The following is an 18325-nucleotide window of genomic DNA, read 5'->3' on the forward strand; positions in this document are numbered from 1 at the left end:
GACACAGTACCGACCCGACGGGCCCGCTCTGTGGCGCGTCAGTCGGCCTGAAGTATCAGCGGCGCACCCGGATCCGCCGAGAGCGGCACATTGTCGCGCTGCAGCAGCCAGGAGGCGATGTTGTGGAACAGCGGTGCGGCCGAGGAGCCCGGCGAGCCGTCGGCGGCACGGTGCGGGGCGTCCATCATCACGCCGACGACGTAGCGCGGGTCGTCGGAGGGCGCCATACCGGCGAAGGTGATCCAGTAGACGTCGCTGTAATAGCAGCCGCAGGCCGGGTTGATCTGCTGCGCGGTGCCGGTCTTGCCGGCGATCTGGTAGCCCTCGACCGCGGCCTGCGGGCCCGTGCCCTGCTGGATGCCGCGCGGGTCGCGCTGCACCACCGAGCGGAACATATCACGCACGGTGCGGGCGGTCTCGGCCGACACCACCCGCACACCGTCGGGCCGCGGTTCGTCGGTGCGGGTGCCGTCCGCCTCGAGGGTGGCCTTCACGATGCGCGGCGGGATCCGCACGCCGTCGTTGGCGATGGCCTGGTACATCCCCGCCATCTGCAGCAGCGTCATCGAAAGTCCTTGGCCGATGGGCAGGTTCGCGAAGCTCGAGCCCGACCACTGGTCGATCGGCGGCACCAGGCCGGCGCTCTCGCCGGGCAGTCCGACGCCGGTGCGCTGACCGAGCCCGAACTTGCGTAGCATCTCGGCGAACCGCTCCGGACCGACGCGCTGGGCCAGCATCAGCGTACCGACGTTGGACGACTTCCCGAAGATTCCGGTGGTGGTGTAGGGCGTCACGCCGTGTTCCCACGCGTCGCCGACGGTGACGCCACCCATGTTGATCGACCCCGGCACCTGCAGCACCTCGTCGGGCTTGGTCAGACCCATCTCGATGGCCGTGGCGGCGGTGACGATCTTGTTGACCGAGCCCGGCTCGAACGGTGAGGACACCGACGGGTTGCCGAGCTGCCGGTGCTCCTGACGGCTCAGGTCCTGGGCCGGGTTGAAGGTGTTGTCGTTGGACATCGCGAGCACCTCGCCGCTCTTGGCGTCGAGTACGACCGCCGAGACGTTCTTGGCGCCCGATGCGTCCTTGGCCAACTGCACCTGCTGTTGGACGTAGAACTGGATGTCGTCGTCGATGGTGAGCATCACCGACTTGCCGTTGACCGCGTCGTGGCGGTTGCGGTAGCTGCCCGGGATCACCACGCCGTCGGAACCGCGGTCGTAGGTGATCGAGCCGTCGGTGCCGGCCAGAACGGAGTCGAGCGAGTCCTCCAGGCCGAGCAGACCGTGCCCGTCCCAGTCGATGCCGCCGATGATGTTGGCGGCCAACGACCCGCCGGGATACTGGCGCAGGTCCTGGCGCTCGGAGCCGACCTCGGGGAACTTCGACCGGATGGCGTCGGCGATCGCGGGGTCGACCGCGCGGGCGAGGTAGACGAACGTCTCGTCGCTGCGCAGTTTCTTGAGCACCGTGGCGCTGTCGGGTTTGCCGCCCAGCCGGGAGGAGACCTCTTCGGCGATCTCGGTGAGCCGGTCGTCCGGGTCGGGCGCCGAGGCACCGGTCTCCTCGGCCTTCTTGACGGCTTCGTCGAGTTCTTTGCGCACCCGTACGGGCTGGAAGGTCAGCGCGCGCGCCTCGATCGTGAAGGCCAGCTTGTCGTGGTTGCGGTCGACGATGGCGCCGCGTACCGCGGGGTCGATGTCGGTGACCTTGAGCTGGCCGGCGGCCTGCGCGCGCAGGCCTTCGGCGCGGGGCACCTGCAGCGAGAACAGCTGCGCTGCGGCGATCACCAGCAGCAGGAAGATCGCGGCGTTGCCGGCGCGGTGCCGGAACACGAACGATGCGCTGCGCAGACCGGTCTGCTGCGCGGGCTGACGGGTACGCCGGGCCCGCGCGGACCGTTCCTGGTTCGGGGCTGCGCTTTTCCCCGAGCGCTTCGGCTGGCGGGTCACGCCGGCGCCCCTGGGATCACCGGGGCGGGCGGCGCCACCGGCGGTGCGGGCACTGCCGGCGGGGCGGGCACCGCCTGCGGTGCCGGTGCCAGGTGCTCGGCCGGGCCGGGCCCGGGCAGCATTCCCGTCACCGCATGCGGCACCTCGACGCCGGGAACGGCCAGCGGAACCGGTGGCAGCCCGACACCGGTCTGCAGTTCGGCCGACGGCAGGCGCACCGGCACCTCACGCGGTTCGACGACGCGCGGCGCAGGCGGTGCCGGCGGGACCGGCTCGGGCAGCGGCGCGTTCAGCGGCGGCGGTGGAACTCCTTCGGCCGGCTTCGGGGTGCCGACGACGACCCAGTTGCCCGCGGGATCCTGCACCAGCCGCGCGGTGTCGCGAGACGGGATCATGCCGAGTTCGCGGGCGGCCTCGGCCAGAGCCGGAGCGGCCTGCGCCTCGAGCACATCGCGTTCGAGGGCTTCCTTCTGCTGCATCAGCGCCTCGTTGAGTTCACGCGCGTTACCGAGTCGGTACGAGCGCTCCGCGGCGTCGGTGGACAACCACAGCGTCACACCGAGGCCGAGACCGAGCGCGGAGATGATCAGCACCACGAACGGCACCCGGGCGACGAGGCGCCGCGGGTTCAGGTCGATCGACGCCAGCCGGACGAGGATGCGTTCGCGCAGCGGCGGCCGCACGACCTTGGGCGCCTTGGCCTTGCGCGCCTTCGCGCGCGCCTTGGCCTGGCTGGCACTCTTGGGCCGGGCCGGCACCTCGGCCGGTCGGGGCGTCGGTGTGGTCCGCGGCGCCGACCGGTTGGGCCGGGTGTCGGGGACGGTCTTGCGGTTGCGCGCCTCGGGCGGTGTGCGTTTCGGCTCGCGCGGGCTGCGCCGGCTCTTTTTGCGCTCGGTGTCGGCCGGCTGACGGGTGCGGGCCGACCCGGTGCGGGTGGAGCGAACCGGCTTCTTCGATTTCATCGTGACTCCCCCATCACTTTCTCGACCGCGCGCAGCCGGACCGGAGCGCTTCTCGGGTTTCGGTTGATCTCGTCGTCGTCGGCACGTTCGGCGCCCCGGGTGAGGGCGACGAAACGTGGTTGGTGGCCCGGTAATTCGACGGGCAGCCCGGGCGGGGTGCGTGACGCGGTCGCCTCGGCGAACTCGGTCTTGACGATCCGGTCCTCCAGCGACTGATAGGCCATGACGGCGAGGCGGCCGCCGGGACGCAGGGCGTCGAGGGCCGCGGGGATGGCCGCGCGCAGGGACTCCAGTTCGGCGTTGACGGCGATCCGCAACGCCTGGAAGGTGCGCTTGGCCGGATGGCCGCCGGTCCGGCGGGCGGGCGCCGGGATCGCGGCGTAGAGCAGTTCGACCAGTTCGGCAGTGGTGCTCAGCGGGGCGGTGGCCCGTCGTCGCACGATGTGTGACGCGATGCGGCCCGCGAACCGCTCCTCACCGAACTCCCGCAGGATTCGGGCGATGTCCTTCTCGGCGTAGGTGTTCAGGATCTCGGCGGCCGTCAGGTCCGACTGCGGGTTCATCCGCATGTCGAGCGGCGCGTCGATCGAATAGGAGAAGCCGCGCTCGGCACGGTCGAGCTGCATCGACGACACACCGAGGTCGAAGAGGATGGCATCGACCCCGCGGCCCGCCAGAGCCTCGGTGATGCCGTCGTATCGCGTGTGCACCAGGGTGATTCGGTCTGCGAACGGCTCGAGACGTCGGCCGGCGATGCTCAGCGCATCCGGGTCGCGGTCCAGGCCGATCAAGGACAGACCGGGGAACTGGGTCAGGAAGCGTTCCGCGTGACCGCCGGCGCCCAGTGTGGCGTCGACGAGCGTGGCGCCGGTTCCGTCGGGGTTCTGCCGCGTGAGCGCCGGAGCCAGCAGCTCGACGCACCGGTCGAGCAACACCGGGATGTGGGGCTCGTGTTCGACCATCGCAGCACCGTGGGGGTCAGGGGCGGCCCCTGCAGTGAGGTCCCTGTCCGAGAGCGCGAACCTGACGTCGGGGAAGTACGTCAGGGCCGGTTCGGGCAGAGGCCGCACTGCACGGGCCTGCCGGCCAGTGGGCAGATCAAAAGATGTCGCCGAGTGCTTCATCGCTGGCCGCGGAGAAGTTCTCTTCGTGTAGCTCCTGGTAGTTGCGCCATGCTTCGGCGTCCCAGATCTCGAGGAACTCGATGGACCCGGTGACGACGCAGTCCTTGCTCAAGTTCGCGTAGCGGCGGTGTTCCGACGACAGCGTGATGCGCCCCTGAGCGTCCGGGTACTGCTCATCGGTGCTGGCCGCGAGGTTGCGCAGGTAGGCGCGGGCCTGCGGGTTGCCACGCTTGGCGCGTCCGTTGATCTCGGCGATCATCGCCTCGAACTCGGCCCGCGGATAGACAGCCAGGCTGTGATCTTGGCTCTTGGTGACCATCAACCCTCCTGCCAGTGCGTCGCGGAACTTGGCGGGCAACGTCAGTCGCCCCTTGTCGTCGAGCTTGGGCGTGTAGGTGCCGAAGAACATCTCGTCACCTCGCAGACCTTCTCAAGCCTTGCCCTTCACGAAGCCCCGGTCGCTCCGTTGTCCGCCACTTTACCCCACAATCCCCCACTTTTCCCCGAATCCCGCCGCGCGTTTCCACCACCTGCCACTTTGCAGGCGGCACGTCCGACGGCAGCCCGGCGATCGGGGGTGGGTCACTGGCGAAAGGCGCGCAAAACCCGCAGGTCAGGGCCACGTTCTGACATTTCGGCACCCGAGTGGGGCGTGGTGGGGCAAAAAAGAAGGGGCAGCCCTGGCGGGCTGCCCCTGTCGCGAATACCGCTAGTCGTCGAAACGCCGGCGGAAGCGATCCTCCATCCGGCTGGTGAACGAGCCACCGGGACCCTTGGCGCGCTTCTGGCGCGCCGCCGTCAAGTCATCGGGCACGCGGTCACGGCCGCCGGCCACGCGGGGCCCGGTGATCGCGAACACCACACCGCCGAACATCACGATGAAGCCCAGTACCGACAGGATCGGGAAACTACCGATCATGGTCGCCTTGACCGCCACACCCGCGATGAGCATCGCGAGCCCGAGAACGAAGAGAGCCGCACCCTGCAGCCGACGACGCGTCGAAGGAGCACGCAGGGTTCCGCCGCGGACGCTGGACGCGAACTTGGGGTCCTCGGCATAGAGCGCGCTCTCGATCTGGTCGAGCATGCGCTGCTCATGATCGGAGAGTGGCATTCGTCCCTCCCTCTCGCCGTGGGGTGTGGCAGTAGTCAGATCACCGGATGCCCGCGGATACGGGCACTTAACACTAATGATACGAGGTCGATCTGCGCCGTACCACCTAGTTCACCGCCCGATTGTATGACGGGTACCGCACCTGCAAGCCGCCACGCGAGGCAAGCCGATAATGGGGGTGACCACCGATCACCGCTGGGAAGGGCTGACACTTGGCGACGCAACTGATCGACCTGTCGCCCGGCGATATGCAGCGCCGGCTCAGCGACGCCCTGTCGATCTACGTCGACGCCATGCGCTATCCCCGCGGCACCGAGGAACAGCGCGCCTCGATGTGGCTCGAGCACACCCGCCGCCAGGGATGGAAGGCAGTCGCCGCGTTCGAGGCGCCCGAGCCGGCTGATCTGAGCGACGCGCCGATGCTCGGCGTCGCCTACGGCTACTGCGGCGCCCCGGACCAGTGGTGGCAGCAGCAGGTCAACGCCGGGCTGCGTCGCAGCGGGGCGGACGCCGAACGCGTCTCCGAGCTGATGAGCAGCTATTTCGAGCTGACCGAGCTGCACATCCACCCCAGCTTCCAGGGCCGCGGCCTGGGCGAGGCACTGATCCGTCGCCTCCTGTCCGACCGCAACGAACGCCATGTCCTGTTGTCCACCCCCGAGGTCAACGGCGAGGCCAACCGCGCCTGGCGGCTGTACCGCCGTCTGGGATTCACCGACGTCATCCGGGACTACCATTTCGCCGGCGACCCGCGCGCCTTCGCCATCCTGGGCCGCGCACTGCCGCTCTGAAGTTCTCCCCACCAACCCGGCGCTCCCGGTCTCATCTGGCACGATGACCGGGTGCCGATCCGTCACCGGACCTTCAAGCGCGTCCTGACATTGCTGCTCCTGCTGTTGCTGGTGGCGCCGACCCTCATCGGTTGCGTCCGGGTGCGCGCCTCGCTCACAGTGTCGCCGGACGACCGTGTGTCCGGGCAGATCGTCGCCGCGGCCAAACCGCGCGACGACAACGACAAGGGGCCCCAGCTCCTCAACAACCTGCCGTTCGCCCAGAAGGTCGCGGTGTCGGAGTACAACCGCGACGACTACGTCGGATCGCAGGCGGTGTTCTCCGACCTCACCTTCGCCGAGCTCCCGCAGCTCGCCGCGATGAGCCGGGACGCCGCGGGGGTGGACATCTCGCTGCGCCGCGCCGGGGACCTGGTGATCCTCGAGGGCCGGGCCGACCTGACCACCCTCAACGATCCCGAGGCCGACGTGTCACTGTCGGTTGCGTTCCCCGGCGAGGTCACCTCGACCAACGGGGATCAGATCTCCTCCGAGATCGTCGAGTGGAAACTTCGCCCCGGCATCGTCAGCAACATGAATGCGCAGGCCCGCTACACCGATCCCAGCGCCCGCTCGTTCACCACCGCCGCGATCTGGCTGGGCGTGGCCTCGCTTCTGGTCGCGGGCGTCATCGGCGCGCTGGCCTACACCAGCCGCGACCGTTCACCCCGTCCCGGCGACCCGCAGGACGCGACGCACGGGGCCTGACTTGCCTTCCCCGCCAGCGCAGCATCTACGCTGAGGGCAATTGCCGGGGCGAGTTGACGACACAGAAAGGGGCGCCCGCTGAGCGTGGATGCAGCGGCACCATCGGCCGTCGAACTGGCTGCGGCCGTCACCGAAGAGCTGAGGGTCTACCTACGTGAGCGGCGCCGCGACGCCGCCTACATCGGTACCGATTACGCGGTGCTGACCGAGGCGCTCGAAGAGTTCGTGCTGCGCGGCGGCAAACGACTGCGCCCGGCATTCGCCTATTGGGGCTACCGCGCGGTCGCCGGGGCCGAACCCGGACCCGACGTGCTGCGGTTGTTCTCGGCGCTGGAGATGCTGCACGCCTGCGCGCTGGTCCACGACGACGTGATCGACGCGTCTGCGACGCGCCGCGGGCTGCCGACCGTGCACCGGATCTTCGCCGAACGGCACCGCGACCGGAACTGGCACGGTTCCGCTGAGCAGTTCGGGCTGTCGGCGGCGATCCTGCTCGGCGACCTGTCGTTGGTGTGGGCCGACGACATCGTCGCCACCGCGGTCTCCGGCACCGACGCGCACGCCCGCGTGCAGCGGATCTGGGCGGCCATCCGCACCGAGGTGCTCGGCGGCCAGTATCTGGACATCGTCGCCGAGGCCAGCGGCACCGAGACCGTCGCGTCGGCATTGACGGTGAACATCTACAAGACGGCGTCGTACACGATCACGCGGCCACTGCAACTGGGCGCGGCCGCCGCGGCCGACCGACCCGATGTCCTCGAGGCCTTCCACGAACTGGGCACCAGCCTCGGCATCGCGTTCCAGTTGCGCGACGACGTGCTGGGCGTGTTCGGCGACCCCGAGGTGACCGGCAAGCCGTCCGGCGACGACCTGCGTTCCGGGAAGCGCACGGTGCTGCTGGCCGAGGCTGTCGAACTGGCCGAGAAGAACGACTCGTCGGCGGCCGAGCTGTTGCGCACGTCCATCGGTACGCCGCTGACCGAGCCGCAGGTGGTCCAGGTGCGGGCGGCCATCGAGTCGGTCGGGGCGCTGGCCGCCGTCGAGCACCGGATCGAACGCTTGACCCGCAAGGCCATCGACATCCTCGATTCCGTATCGATCGACGCGCAGGCCCGCGTCGGTCTGACCGACCTTGCCAGATTGGCCGCCAACCGGTCGGCATAGGCATGACAACCCCAGCGCCTGCGCAGGCTCCCAAAGACAGTCTGTCGGAACGGGTTTCCGGGCAGTTCCGGCGACTGCACGCGTTCGCACTCTCCCCTGCGGGCCGACCCGCCCTGGTGGGCGCGCTCGGTGCGGCCATGATCACCGCCGGCGGGGTCGGCTCGGGCAGCACCCGACTGCACGACCCGCTGCTGGAGTCCATGCACTTGTCGTGGCTGCGGTTCGGGCACGGCCTGGTGCTGTCCTCGCTGCTCTTGTGGGGCGGGATTGCCCTGATGTTGTTCGCGTGGCTGTGGTTGGGCCGCCGGGTCATCGAGCGCACCGCCAGTGGGTACACGATGCTGGCCACCACCGGCTTCTGGTTGACGCCGCTGCTGTTCAGCGTCCCGGTGTTCAGTCGTGACACCTATTCGTACCTGGCGCAGGGCGCGCTGCTGCGCGATGGTTTCGACCCGTACGTCGTCGGGCCGATCGAGAACCCGAACCCGTTGCTGGACGACGTCAGCCCGATCTGGACGACGACCACCGCCCCGTACGGTCCGGCCTTCATCCTGGTGGCCAAGTTCGTCACGATGATCGTCGGTGACGACGTGGTCGCCGGCACCATGCTCCTGCGGCTGTGCATGCTGCCCGGATTGGCGTTGTTGATCTGGGCGGCGCCGCGAATCGCGCGCCACGTCGGCGCCGACGGCGCGATCGCCCTGTGGATCTGCGTGCTCAACCCGCTGGTGATCATCCACCTGATGGGCGGCGTCCACAACGAGATGCTGATGGTCGGGCTGATGATGGCCGGTATCGCGCTGACCTTCCGCGGCCGCTACGCCGTCGGCGTCGCGCTGATCGGCGTCGCCGTCGCGGTCAAAGCCACGGCCGGCCTGGCCCTTCCGTTCATGGTGTGGGTGTGGGCGCGCGGATTGCGGGAGCGCCGCAGCTACACACCGGTGCGGGCGTTCGCCACGGCCACCGGGGCGTCTCTGTTGATCTTCGTCGCGGTGTTCGGCGTGATCTCGCTGGCCGCGGGTGTGGGCCTGGGGTGGCTGACGGCGCTGGCCGGGTCGGTGAAGATCATCAACTGGCTGACCGTCCCGACGGCGACCGCGAACCTGATCAACGCCGTGGGCGGACTGCTGTTCCCCGTGAACTTCTATGCGGTGCTCGAGATCAACCGGATCATCGGTATCGCGATCATCGCGGTGTCGGCGCCGCTGCTGTGGTGGCGATACCGCCATACCGATCGCGACGCGTTGATGGGCACCGCGCTGCTGATGGCGGTCGTCGTACTGTTCGTCCCGGCCGCCCTGCCCTGGTACTACACCTGGCTGCTGGCCGTGATGGCCGCGTTGGCGCAGTCTCGGCGCTCGATCGCGCTCATCGCCGGGTTCTCGACCTGGATCATGGTGATCTGGCGGCCCGACGGTGCGCACGGCATGTACTCCTGGATGCACGTGCTGTTGGCGCTGGGTTGTGCTGGGGTGGCGTGGTATTCGCTGGCGCGGACCACGACGGCGAGCCGTCAGTAAGGCACGACGGCGAGCCGTCAATAAGCCACGACGGCGAGCCGTCAGTACGCCATCGCCTGCGCGCGGCGGATCACCTCACGGGCCTGGTGCGAGTGCAGCGCGTCGACCGGCCGCGCGTTGTCCACCTCCCCGGTGGACCCGTCGCGGCGGATCGTCAGCGACGGATCGGGGGTGAACAGCCAGCGCACGATCTCGGTCTCGCGGTAGCCGCCGTCACGCAACACCACGAGCAGACCGCTCAAGCTCTTGACGAGATGCCCGGTGTCGTCGAAGAAGATCTGCGGGATCACGATTTCCTTGCCGCGCCGCACCGCCACCAGGTGGCCCTCGCGTAGGTGCTGGAGCACCTTCGACTGCGGGATGCCCAGCATCCGGGCCACTTCGGGAAGCTGATAGACGGCCTCGTCCGGCTCGAGCACGTCGTCGGCAGTCGGAATGCTGCTCATCGCACAAAGTCTAGAACCCCGCAGGGTCAAGCGCCGCATCCTTGACCCTGCCCACGGGCCGGGCCGCCGCGATGCCGGCTCGTACCATATGTGCGGTGGAGACCTACCGGACCGCCGATGCCCTGACGGGGGTGGTTCTCGACGGTCGGTACCGGGTCGACGGGTTGATCGCCACCGGCGGCATGTCGGGGGTCTACCGGGGGCTGGACCTGCGTCTCGACCGTCCGGTGGCGCTGAAGATCATGGACTCCCGCTACGCCGGCGATGACCACTTCCTCACCCGATTCCAACGCGAGGCCCGCGCCGTCGCCCGGCTCAAGCATCCCGGCCTCGTCGCGGTGTACGACCAGGGCGTCGACGGGCGTCACCCGTTTCTGGTGATGGAGCTCGTGGAGGGCGGCACGCTGCGTGAGCTTCTGCGTGAACGCGGCCCCATGCCGCCACACGCGGTGGCCGCTGTGCTGCGGCCGCTGCTGGGTGGTCTGGCCGAGGCACATCACGCCGGGCTGGTGCACCGTGACATCAAACCCGAGAACGTGTTGATCAGCGACGGCGGTGACGTCAAACTCGCCGACTTCGGGTTGGTCCGCGCGGTCGCCGAAGCCAAGATCACTTCCACCAGCGTCATTCTCGGCACCGCGGCCTATCTGGCGCCCGAACAGGTCGCCACCGGTGAAACCGACGCGCGCGGCGACGTCTACGCCGTCGGCGTGCTGGTCTTCGAGCTCCTGACCGGGCGCACTCCGTTCACCGGAGACACCCCGCTGGCAGTGGCCTACCAGCGTCTCGAACAGGACGTGGCCCCGCCGAGCACTGTGATCAACGGTGTCCCAAGGCAATTCGACGACATCGTGGCCTGCGCCACCGCCCGCGACCCCGAGCACCGGTTCAGCGACGCCGCCGAGATGGCCGACCAGCTCGAGGTGATCGCGCGTGAACTCGCGCTGCCGGCGTTCCGGGTGCCCGCACCACGCAACTCGGCATTACACCGCAGCGACACCACAGTCACCGACCTCGACGCCGCCGATCCCGCGCCGCCGGTGAATCGCCAGACCCGGGTGTTCAGCCGCGACGAACTCCCGCCGCAGGACGACTATGACGACTACGACGACGAACCCGAATACCAGCCGCTGACAGGGCAATTCGCCGGCATCGAACTGAGCGAGTTCTACTGGGCCAGGCAACGCGCCAAACGCGTGCTGCTGTTCTGGGTGATCGCGGTGATCACGCTGACCGGGCTGGCCGCCGCCGGAGCATGGACGCTCGGCACCAACCTGCCCAACCTGCTCTGACCGCGGAGCATCTCCGCCCCTGCCTAACCGCGGAGCATCTCCGCGACCAAGAACGCCAACTCCAACGACTGCTGCGTGTTCAACCGCGGATCACAGGCGGTCTCGTAGCGGCCGGCCAGGTCCGTGTCCGAGATGTCCTGGGCGCCACCGAGACACTCGGTGACGTTCTCCCCGGTGATCTCGACGTGGATACCACCGGGATGGGTGCCCAACGCGTGGTGCACCTCGAAGAAGCCCTGCACCTCGTCGACGATGCGGTCGAAGTGGCGGGTCTTGTAGCCGGTCGAGGACTCGTGGGTGTTGCCGTGCATCGGGTCGCACTGCCAGATCACCTGGTGCCCCGACGCCTGCACCTTCTCGATGATGGGCGGCAGCACGTCGCGCACCTTGTGGTTGCCCATCCGGCTGACCAGCGTCAGACGTCCGGGCACGTTGTGCGGATCGAGCCGCTCGACGTACTCGACCGCCAACTCCGGGGACGTGGTGGGACCGATCTTCACCCCGATCGGGTTCGCGACCACCTCGGCGAACGCGATGTGGGCGCCGTCGAGCTGACGGGTGCGCTCGCCGATCCACAGGCAGTGCGCCGACAGGTCGTAGAGCTTCGGGTCGGGCTGCGGGCCTTCCCCGTTGTCCAGGCGCAGCATGGCGCGCTCGTAGTCGAGCACCAGCGCCTCATGGCTGGCGTAGATCTCGGCGGTCTCGAGGTTGTGGTCATCGACGCCGCAGGCGCTCATGAAGTGCAGCGCCCGGTCGATCTCGCCGGCCAGCGCTTCGTAGCGCGCTCCGGCCGGCGACGTGCGCACGAACTCGCGGTTCCAGTCGTGCACCTGGTGCAGCGACGCCATGCCCGACGATGTCAGCGCGCGGACCAGGTTCATCGCTGCGCTGGCGTTGGCGTAGGCGCGCACCAGCCGGGACGGGTCGTGCTCGCGCACGGTCGCGTCCGGGGCGAAACCGTTGACCATGTCGCCGCGGTAGGACTTCAGGCCCAGCGCGTCGACATCGCTGGACCGCGGCTTGGCGTACTGCCCGGCGATGCGGGCCACCTTCACCACGGGCATGCTGGCGCCGTAGGTCAGCACCACCGCCATCTGCAGCAACGTGCGGATATTGGCGCGGATGTGGGGTTCGGTGTTGTCGACGAACGTCTCGGCGCAGTCGCCGCCCTGCAGCAGGAACGCCTCACCGCGCGCGACCGCCGCCAAATGCGCCTTGAGCCGCTCGATCTCCGTGGGCACCGTCACCGGCGGCACACTCTCCAGGACCGTCCGCATGGCGGCAGCCTGACCGGCGTCCCAGCTCGGCTGCTGCACGGCGGGTTTGGCCAGCGCAGCGTCCAGCCGCTGGCGCAGGTCCTCGGGCAGCGGCGGAAGCGCAGGCAGCTGATCGATGGGTACGTCGACGGTCCAGTTCACCCGTCAATGGTAACTGCGGGTCAAAACCGCACGTCGGGACCGCCGCGGCCGGTGATCAGCTGATACCGCAGCAGATTGTGCTTGGCGTCGACGAGCGCGTCGTGCGAGTCACGGGGCCGGGGCGGCATCCGCGGAGAGCCGCGGTCCTCCCAGAACTGCCGCAACTCCCGGGTGAACCGCGGGATCGCCGGCGGCAGGTCGGTCATCGGCCCCCACAGCTGACACAGCACCACGTGGTCGTAGGCACCGACCCACGCCCACAGCTCGATCGGCTCGTCGCCGTCGACGCCGAAGAAGTCCTCGAGCTCGGACCGGATCTGACGACGCGACCGCCACAGCGGCGACGCCGGGGACGGCAGCTTCGGCAACACATGCCTACGCACCCAACGCCCCGCCCGATCCGGGTTGAATTCCGTTGAGATGGCGTAATACTCGCGGCCGTCCTCGGCGGCGACACCAATCGAGATCAACTCGATGGTGCGACCGTCGTCGATGAACTCCGTGTCGTAGAAATAACGCAAAACCTATCCGGCTTCCTGTGCGACGGGCTGGCGGCCGCCCGGGGCGGGCGCGGCGTGGATCTCCCGGTCGAGCTGTTGGTCGACCAGAGCGTCGTCGGGAAACTTCGGCATCCCGGCGATCGCATCCTGCATCCACAGTTTGGCCCGCACCACCGGCCGGCGTTGCCGCCGCTCCCGTTCCAACGACCGGTGCATCTTGCCGGGCCGTCGGGTGTAGCGCCAGCGCGCCCACGGCGCATGCGGCCGCGACAACCGGATCGCGCCGATGAGCAGCAGCGGGGTGATGAACATTCCCAGCAGCCCGGTCCACACCTTGCCCTTGAGCAACACGATGACCGCCAGCAGCAGCGTCACCACCGCGCCCACCACCACGCCGGTGCGCACCTCCCACGAATGGTCCTGCTGCCACATCCCCACATCCACGAACGACAGCGGGTTGAAGCCCATGATCAGCAGGCCTGCCACGGCCACGGCCACGAACACCGCGTCGACCGAGGTGCGTCCGTCCTGGGCCCAATAGACGTCGGACAGGTGCAGGATCAACGCGAACTCGTCGAGTACCAGCGCCGCGCCGATACCGAAAAAGATTGAAGCAACCGTGAACTCGGGTACACCCCCGTCGACCGCGAGCGTCACCATCGTCACCCCGGAGACCATGACCAGAATCACACCGATCACGACGTGGTGGATGTGCAGACCGGAACCGCCGGAGATGTTGCGTGGCTGCCACCATCTGCGGGGTGCGTCGCTGTCGGCGTGGCTGCGGATGTACCGCACGATCGTGCGGGTGACGAAGAACGTCACGATGAACGCGACCAGGCAGCACACCAACGGAAGGCGCGAGTACGGAATGCCCATCGGCAGGCCTGAAGCGGCCGTCAGCGCGGGATGCACGCGGAAAACTTACGCCGACCTGCGCGTGTCGGGGCCGGGATACGCGTCGGCGCGCCGGGACACCCGGATAGTCTGGTGCGCGACATGAGTACGTTGCAGTCGTCCGGCGGGACGGGTTGGGGGCCTAAGCTCGCCTGGCGGCTGTTCCAGGTGGTGACGGCTGCGGCACTGGCGTGGGCAGCGTGGCGTCTGCTGGGCCGGGTCCCCTACCGCATCGACATCGACGTCTACCGCATGGGCGGCCAGGCCTGGCTCGACAATCGCGCGCTCTACGCCGACGGGGCGATCTTCCACACCCGCGGCGGCATCGATCTGCCGTTCACCTATCCGCCGCTGGCGGCGGTCGCCTTCTCCCCCTTCGCGATCCTGTCGCTCGAGGCGGCCAGCGTGGCGATCACCGTCACCACGCTGGTGTTACTGCTGGTGTCGACGGTGATCCTGCTGACGCGGCTGGATGTCTGGCCGACGACGACCGTCACCGGCGAGCCGGCCTGGTTGCGCCGGATCTGGCTGGCCGCGGCCATCGTCGCACCCGCGGTGCTGCTGTGCGAACCGATCCGGGCCAACTTCGACTTCGGCCAGATCAACGTGGTGCTGATGACGCTGGTGATCGCCGACTGCGTGCCCCGCAGGACCCTGTGGCCGCGTGGCCTGCTGCTGGGCCTGGCGATCGCGCTGAAGCTGACCCCCGCCGTCTTCCTGCTCTACTTCCTGTTGCGCCGCGACACCCGCGCGCTGGTGGTCACCGCCATTTCAGCGGTGGTGGCGACACTGGCCGGGTTCGCGTTTGCGTGGCGGGACTCGTGGGAGTACTGGACCGAGACGGTGCGCAACACCGACCGAATCGGCACGGCCACGTTGAACACCAACCAGAACATCGCCGGCGCACTGGCGCGGCTCGGGCTGGCCGAGGGTCCCCGTTTCGCGCTGTGGGTCGTTGCCTGCTTCGCGGTCCTGGCCCTGGCGGTCTGGGCGGCACGACGCGCCCTGCGCGCCGGGCAGCCCGTGCTGGCGCTGATCTGCGTGGCGATGTTCGGTCTGGTGGTCTCGCCGGTGTCGTGGTCACACCACTGGGTGTGGTCGCTTCCGGTGGTACTGGTCACGGCCGTGTTGGCACTGCGGCTGCGCCACGCCGCACTCGGTGTCGTGTCCGCCGTCGGACTGGGCCTGATGATCTGGTCGCCGATCACGCTGCTGCCCGAGCACCGTGAAACCACCGCCACTCTGTGGCGTCAGCTGGTGGGGGCGTCGTATCTGTGGTGGGCACTCGCGGTGATCGCCGTGGCGGCGACGGTGTCGGCGCGGGCGGTCGGCCAACCGGCCGAATCACCGAGCGACACACCGATGTCCGCGGTGCGCTGAAAGCCGATCCGGGAGCCTAACCGGCCGCGGATTCAGGAAGCCGGGTCGGCGGCTTGAGGGCCGCCGGTACTTTTCCCTCTTTGATGTCCGCTGCGTAGAGGTCCACGTACTCCTGGCCGGACAGGCGCATCAACTCGTACATCACCTCGTCGATCACCGCCCGCTCGATGAAGCGGTTGCCGGCCAGCCCTTCGAAGCGGCTGAAGTCCATCGGCGCACCGAACTTGACCGTGACCCGTCCGAACCGCCACATCTTGGTGCCGGGCGGGTTGACGACGTCGGTGCCGATCATCGCGACCGGGATCACCGGCACCTGGGTCTCCAGGGCGAGCCGGGCCAGTCCTGTCTTGCCCTTGTACAGCCGCCCGTCCGGGGACCGGGTGCCTTCGGGGTACATCCCGAGCAGTTTGCCCTCGTCCAGGATGCGCTGGGCCGTGGTCAGCGCGGCCTGCGCACTGTCGGCGTCGGTGCGGTCGATCGGCACCTGACCGGCGACGGTGTAGAACCAGCGGGTGAACCAGCCCTTGAGGCCGGTCCCGGTGAAGTACTCCGCCTTCGCCAGGAACGTGATCCGCCGATTCACCACCAGCGGCAGGTAGAAACTGTCGGCCACCGCAAGGTGGTTACTGGCCAGGATGGCTGCGCCGGACTGCGGGAAGTGTTCCAGCCCTTCAATTTTCGGTCGACCAAGCAACCTCAGTAGAGGTCCCATGAAGATGAACTTGAACAGCCAGTACCACATGGAACCTCCGGATCACCCGACCTCACGACGCGGACTCGTTTGCCCGACCGCGGTGCCGCCGTTGCGACCGCGGTGCTCTGCGCCAACTTTACTCACCGCCTGTGCCTGCGACCACACTGTGTCACTCTTCGACGGTGACCGGGATGTGCTGGTAACGCCCCGGCGCAGCGCCCGGTTCGCCCGAGCCCTCGGTGTGCGGCGGCGCCGGACTCCCTGGCGGCCCGCCCTCGGGCGGCTGCGGCGGACCGGGCCCGTCGTCGTTGTCCACCAACGCTTTGACCAGTGTCAGCAGCGCGACGCTGTGCTCGGCGACGATGTTGAGCAGCGGGTGTTGTTCACCGGAGACCAGGGCGGCCAGCGCGCACACCGGGCACCACACCTGCTGGCACCTGCCGGGACTGTCCTGGCCCATCTGCATCCCGGCCGCGGCCAGCCGGATCGCCGGGTCCAGCCGCTCCAGGATCGTCTGCGCCAGCTGGCGCAGCTCCGGCGGGATCTCGGGATGCCGCCGCGCGCCTCCGGCCTGGGAGTCAGCGTCACTCACGCCGGCCACACCTCCGGATTCGGTCGGAAACGCACGGTCAGTTCGCTGCCGCGAAGAGCCGCATCACAGACGATGCAGCGCCGCAGCACCGATGCCAGTCGAACTCGGCGCCGCATGCCGCCGACCCCGATGATCAGGTCATCACCGACCCTACCCAACCTCAGCGCCTTCGAATCCACTTGAGGCAGCTGCACCCGCAACCGGTACACCGCGTCCAGCCCGCTGCCGGATTCGCGGTCGACCACGGGGCGCAGCGGACCGGGCGGCGGCGAACCGTCCCGTCGCCGGGCGGCGTCGAGCAGCTCGCCCAGCGCCTTGGTCCCGATCGGTTCGCCGGCGACGTGCGGCACCATGACCAGGCCCACGTCGCCGATCACCCGGTCGAGGTCAGCGAGTACCACCCGCTGCTCGGCGATCCGCTCGGAATACCAGTCGAAGGCCGGATGCGCGGGCAGGTTGCTGTACTCGAACGAATCATCTTGTACCAGAACCTGATTCACGATCAGCTCGGCCACCGATACACCCATCAACGCCAGCGAACCCAAGGTGCGGGTCGCCTCGGCCGCCACCACGCGTTCGGCGGTCATCACCAGGTGCGCGCCGACCCGCGACGCGTCGGTGAGCAAGGTTCCGAGGTGTTCGGCACCGGCGGCGATGCGTTCGAGCAGTCCCACCACCGCCGCGGTGCGGGGATCGTCGGCGCTGGACAGTCGCCGATGTCGCGGCCAGGCGCGCTCGAGGTACAACGCGAATGTGGCCGGCAGCGTGAGCATCCGCATCGCGTCTGCCGTCGACGCGCAGTCGACGACCACCAGGTCCCAGGCCCCGGACTCGGCGAGTTCGCCCACCGCGTGCAGCCCGAGCACTTCCTGCACACCCGGTAGAGCCGAAAGTTCTTCCGGCGCAAGGTCATCGATGTCGGAGTCGGGGAACCGCCGGGACAGCACGGCGGCGTTGTCTCGCCACTGCCGCGCCAGCAACGCGAGAGTGTCCAGAGCCAGCGCGTCGAGCGCACCGCCGCCTGCGTCGGCGGTGTCGAGATCGGTGAGCACCCGGGTGGGCGCGCGGTCCCCGGTGGGTGTGATCGGCACGCCCAGCACGTCACCGATCGAGTGCGCCTGATCGGTGGACACCAGCAGAACCCGCATGCCCGCACCAGCCGAGCGCACCGCCGTCGCGGTGGCCAGTGTCGATTTCCCTACCCCGCCCTTGCCGACGAACAGGCTGATCCGGGCTCCCCCGCCCGGCGCGGCGGTGTCTTCGCGCTCAGTCAGCCTCGACTCGTTTCTTCAGGTCCTTCAGTGCCGTGTCCGTGAGCCGGCGCTCGGCCTTGCGTTTGAGCAGCCCGATCATCGGGATGACGAGATCCACCGCCAGTTCGTAGGTGACCTCGGTGCCGTTGCCTTTCGGCGTGAGCCGATACGCGCCGTCGAGCGCTTTGAGCAGGGTGCTCGACACCAGCGACCAGGTGACCGACTGCCGGTCCCGCGGCCACTCGTAGGCCAGCACCATCGTGTCTTTGAGCACCGCCGCGTCGAGAACCAGTCGGGCCACCTTCGGGTAACCCTCGTCGTCGGCTTCCAGTACCTCAGTTTCCTTGTACTCGGCGACCCAGTCCGGATAGGACCCGATGTCGGCGATGACGTCCATCACCGTCGCAGGGTCGGCATCGATGTAGATCGTCTGCGCCGTCTTGTCCGCCACTTCAGCTGTCCCCGGTCTGTCCGCT

General features: G+C 68.8%; 19 protein-coding genes. 6 read left to right on the forward strand and 13 right to left on the reverse strand.

The features are described 5' to 3' along the window. Positions 1 to 38: 38 nt before the first annotated feature. The 5 genes from ACQI46_RS05985 to ACQI46_RS06005 form a co-directional block, all read right to left on the reverse strand. Complete coding sequence (locus tag ACQI46_RS05985) at positions 39 to 1955, reverse strand: peptidoglycan D,D-transpeptidase FtsI family protein (protein ID WP_427093052.1); 1917 nt, start codon at positions 1953 to 1955, stop codon at positions 39 to 41. Further along, entirely contained in the window at positions 1952 to 2917 is a 966-nt protein-coding gene (locus tag ACQI46_RS05990; protein WP_427093053.1) for a hypothetical protein, read from the reverse strand. The genes ACQI46_RS05985 and ACQI46_RS05990 overlap by 4 nt, the downstream gene beginning before the upstream one ends. Further along, complete coding sequence (rsmH, locus tag ACQI46_RS05995; protein WP_427093054.1) at positions 2914 to 4041, reverse strand: 16S rRNA (cytosine(1402)-N(4))-methyltransferase RsmH; 1128 nt, start codon at positions 4039 to 4041, stop codon at positions 2914 to 2916. Before rsmH ends, ACQI46_RS05990 begins: the two co-directional genes overlap by 4 nt. Continuing rightward, complete coding sequence (locus ACQI46_RS06000) at positions 4016 to 4450, reverse strand: division/cell wall cluster transcriptional repressor MraZ (protein WP_427093055.1); 435 nt, start codon at positions 4448 to 4450, stop codon at positions 4016 to 4018. Before ACQI46_RS06000 ends, rsmH begins: the two co-directional genes overlap by 26 nt. Before the next feature lie 300 nt (positions 4451 to 4750). Continuing rightward, the gene (locus ACQI46_RS06005; RefSeq protein WP_427093056.1) at positions 4751 to 5155 is read right to left on the reverse strand and encodes a DUF3040 domain-containing protein; all 405 of its coding nucleotides are present in this window, start codon (positions 5153 to 5155) and stop codon (positions 4751 to 4753) included. A 212-nt stretch (positions 5156 to 5367) separates the two neighbouring features. Between ACQI46_RS06005 and ACQI46_RS06010 the strand changes: the two genes are divergently transcribed. From ACQI46_RS06010 to ACQI46_RS06025, 4 genes are all read left to right on the forward strand, one after another. Beyond that, positions 5368 to 5946, forward strand: a complete 579-nt coding sequence (locus ACQI46_RS06010; RefSeq protein WP_427093057.1) for a GNAT family N-acetyltransferase — start codon at positions 5368 to 5370, stop codon at positions 5944 to 5946. Between the two features lie 51 nt (positions 5947 to 5997). Further along, the gene (locus tag ACQI46_RS06015; RefSeq protein ID WP_427093058.1) at positions 5998 to 6693 is read left to right on the forward strand and encodes an LppM family (lipo)protein; all 696 of its coding nucleotides are present in this window, start codon (positions 5998 to 6000) and stop codon (positions 6691 to 6693) included. A gap of 84 nt (positions 6694 to 6777) precedes the next feature. Further along, a complete protein-coding gene (idsA2, locus tag ACQI46_RS06020) occupies positions 6778 to 7857 on the forward strand; it encodes a bifunctional (2E,6E)-farnesyl/geranyl diphosphate synthase (protein ID WP_427093059.1) in 1080 nt (359 codons plus the stop codon). A gap of 2 nt (positions 7858 to 7859) precedes the next feature. Continuing rightward, on the forward strand, positions 7860 to 9377 hold the full coding sequence (locus tag ACQI46_RS06025) for an alpha-(1->6)-mannopyranosyltransferase A (RefSeq protein ID WP_427093060.1): 1518 nt from the start codon (positions 7860 to 7862) through the stop codon (positions 9375 to 9377). 41 nt (positions 9378 to 9418) lie between these two features. Here the strand turns inward: ACQI46_RS06025 and ACQI46_RS06030 are convergent, their stop codons facing one another. Continuing rightward, entirely contained in the window at positions 9419 to 9823 is a 405-nt protein-coding gene (locus ACQI46_RS06030) for an Rv2175c family DNA-binding protein (protein ID WP_427093061.1), read from the reverse strand. An 86-nt stretch (positions 9824 to 9909) separates the two neighbouring features. Between ACQI46_RS06030 and ACQI46_RS06035 the strand changes: the two genes are divergently transcribed. Further along, complete coding sequence (locus tag ACQI46_RS06035) at positions 9910 to 11115, forward strand: protein kinase domain-containing protein (protein ID WP_427093198.1); 1206 nt, start codon at positions 9910 to 9912, stop codon at positions 11113 to 11115. 23 nt (positions 11116 to 11138) lie between these two features. Here ACQI46_RS06035 and ACQI46_RS06040 read toward each other — a convergent pair whose 3' ends face one another. From ACQI46_RS06040 to ACQI46_RS06050, 3 genes are read right to left on the reverse strand one after another with little or no spacing between them, the layout of a single operon-like run. Next, a complete protein-coding gene (locus ACQI46_RS06040; RefSeq protein WP_427093062.1) occupies positions 11139 to 12533 on the reverse strand; it encodes a class II 3-deoxy-7-phosphoheptulonate synthase in 1395 nt (464 codons plus the stop codon). A 20-nt stretch (positions 12534 to 12553) separates the two neighbouring features. Further along, positions 12554 to 13054: a polyadenylate-specific 3'-exoribonuclease AS gene (locus tag ACQI46_RS06045; protein ID WP_427093063.1), complete on the reverse strand. Its 501-nt coding sequence runs from the start codon at positions 13052 to 13054 to the stop codon at positions 12554 to 12556. A 3-nt stretch (positions 13055 to 13057) separates the two neighbouring features. Beyond that, positions 13058 to 13912: a hypothetical protein gene (locus tag ACQI46_RS06050; protein ID WP_427093199.1), complete on the reverse strand. Its 855-nt coding sequence runs from the start codon at positions 13910 to 13912 to the stop codon at positions 13058 to 13060. 120 nt (positions 13913 to 14032) lie between these two features. Here ACQI46_RS06050 and ACQI46_RS06055 point away from each other — a divergent pair, with 120 nt between their 5' ends. Next, positions 14033 to 15310 carry a glycosyltransferase 87 family protein gene (locus ACQI46_RS06055; protein WP_427093064.1) on the forward strand — a complete coding sequence of 426 codons (1278 nt, stop codon included), beginning with the start codon at positions 14033 to 14035 and terminating at the stop codon, positions 15308 to 15310. A gap of 16 nt (positions 15311 to 15326) precedes the next feature. Here ACQI46_RS06055 and ACQI46_RS06060 read toward each other — a convergent pair whose 3' ends face one another. The 4 genes from ACQI46_RS06060 to ACQI46_RS06075 all read right to left on the reverse strand — a co-directional run bounded on the left by ACQI46_RS06060 (position 15327) and on the right by ACQI46_RS06075 (position 18300). Then, positions 15327 to 16052, reverse strand: a complete 726-nt coding sequence (locus ACQI46_RS06060) for a lysophospholipid acyltransferase family protein (protein ID WP_427093065.1) — start codon at positions 16050 to 16052, stop codon at positions 15327 to 15329. 121 nt (positions 16053 to 16173) lie between these two features. Continuing rightward, entirely contained in the window at positions 16174 to 16596 is a 423-nt protein-coding gene (locus ACQI46_RS06065) for a hypothetical protein (protein ID WP_427093066.1), read from the reverse strand. Continuing rightward, positions 16593 to 17870, reverse strand: a complete 1278-nt coding sequence (locus ACQI46_RS06070; RefSeq protein ID WP_427093200.1) for an ArsA family ATPase — start codon at positions 17868 to 17870, stop codon at positions 16593 to 16595. Before ACQI46_RS06070 ends, ACQI46_RS06065 begins: the two co-directional genes overlap by 4 nt. Further along, complete coding sequence (locus ACQI46_RS06075) at positions 17863 to 18300, reverse strand: SRPBCC family protein (RefSeq protein WP_427093067.1); 438 nt, start codon at positions 18298 to 18300, stop codon at positions 17863 to 17865. The genes ACQI46_RS06070 and ACQI46_RS06075 overlap by 8 nt, the downstream gene beginning before the upstream one ends. Positions 18301 to 18325: the final 25 nt, after the last annotated feature.

Source organism: Mycobacterium sp. SMC-4 (assembly GCF_050205565.1).
Lineage (GTDB): Bacteria > Actinomycetota > Actinomycetes > Mycobacteriales > Mycobacteriaceae > Mycobacterium.

Bases quoted from the DNA above. Each gene is read 5' to 3' on its own strand.
- ACQI46_RS06055 (WP_427093064.1), top strand. From the start codon at position 14,033: ATGAGTACGTTGCAGTCGTCCGGCGGGACGGGTTGGGGGCCTAAGCTC.
- ACQI46_RS06060 (WP_427093065.1), bottom strand. From the start codon at position 16,052: ATGTGGTACTGGCTGTTCAAGTTCATCTTCATGGGACCTCTACTGAGG.
- ACQI46_RS06000 (WP_427093055.1), bottom strand. From the start codon at position 4,450: ATGTTCTTCGGCACCTACACGCCCAAGCTCGACGACAAGGGGCGACTG.
- ACQI46_RS06030 (WP_427093061.1), bottom strand. From the start codon at position 9,823: ATGAGCAGCATTCCGACTGCCGACGACGTGCTCGAGCCGGACGAGGCC.
- ACQI46_RS05990 (WP_427093053.1), bottom strand. From the start codon at position 2,917: ATGAAATCGAAGAAGCCGGTTCGCTCCACCCGCACCGGGTCGGCCCGC.
- rsmH (WP_427093054.1), bottom strand. From the start codon at position 4,041: ATGAAGCACTCGGCGACATCTTTTGATCTGCCCACTGGCCGGCAGGCC.
- ACQI46_RS06050 (WP_427093199.1), bottom strand. From the start codon at position 13,912: ATGGGCATTCCGTACTCGCGCCTTCCGTTGGTGTGCTGCCTGGTCGCG.
- ACQI46_RS06005 (WP_427093056.1), bottom strand. From the start codon at position 5,155: ATGCCACTCTCCGATCATGAGCAGCGCATGCTCGACCAGATCGAGAGC.
- ACQI46_RS06025 (WP_427093060.1), top strand. From the start codon at position 7,860: ATGACAACCCCAGCGCCTGCGCAGGCTCCCAAAGACAGTCTGTCGGAA.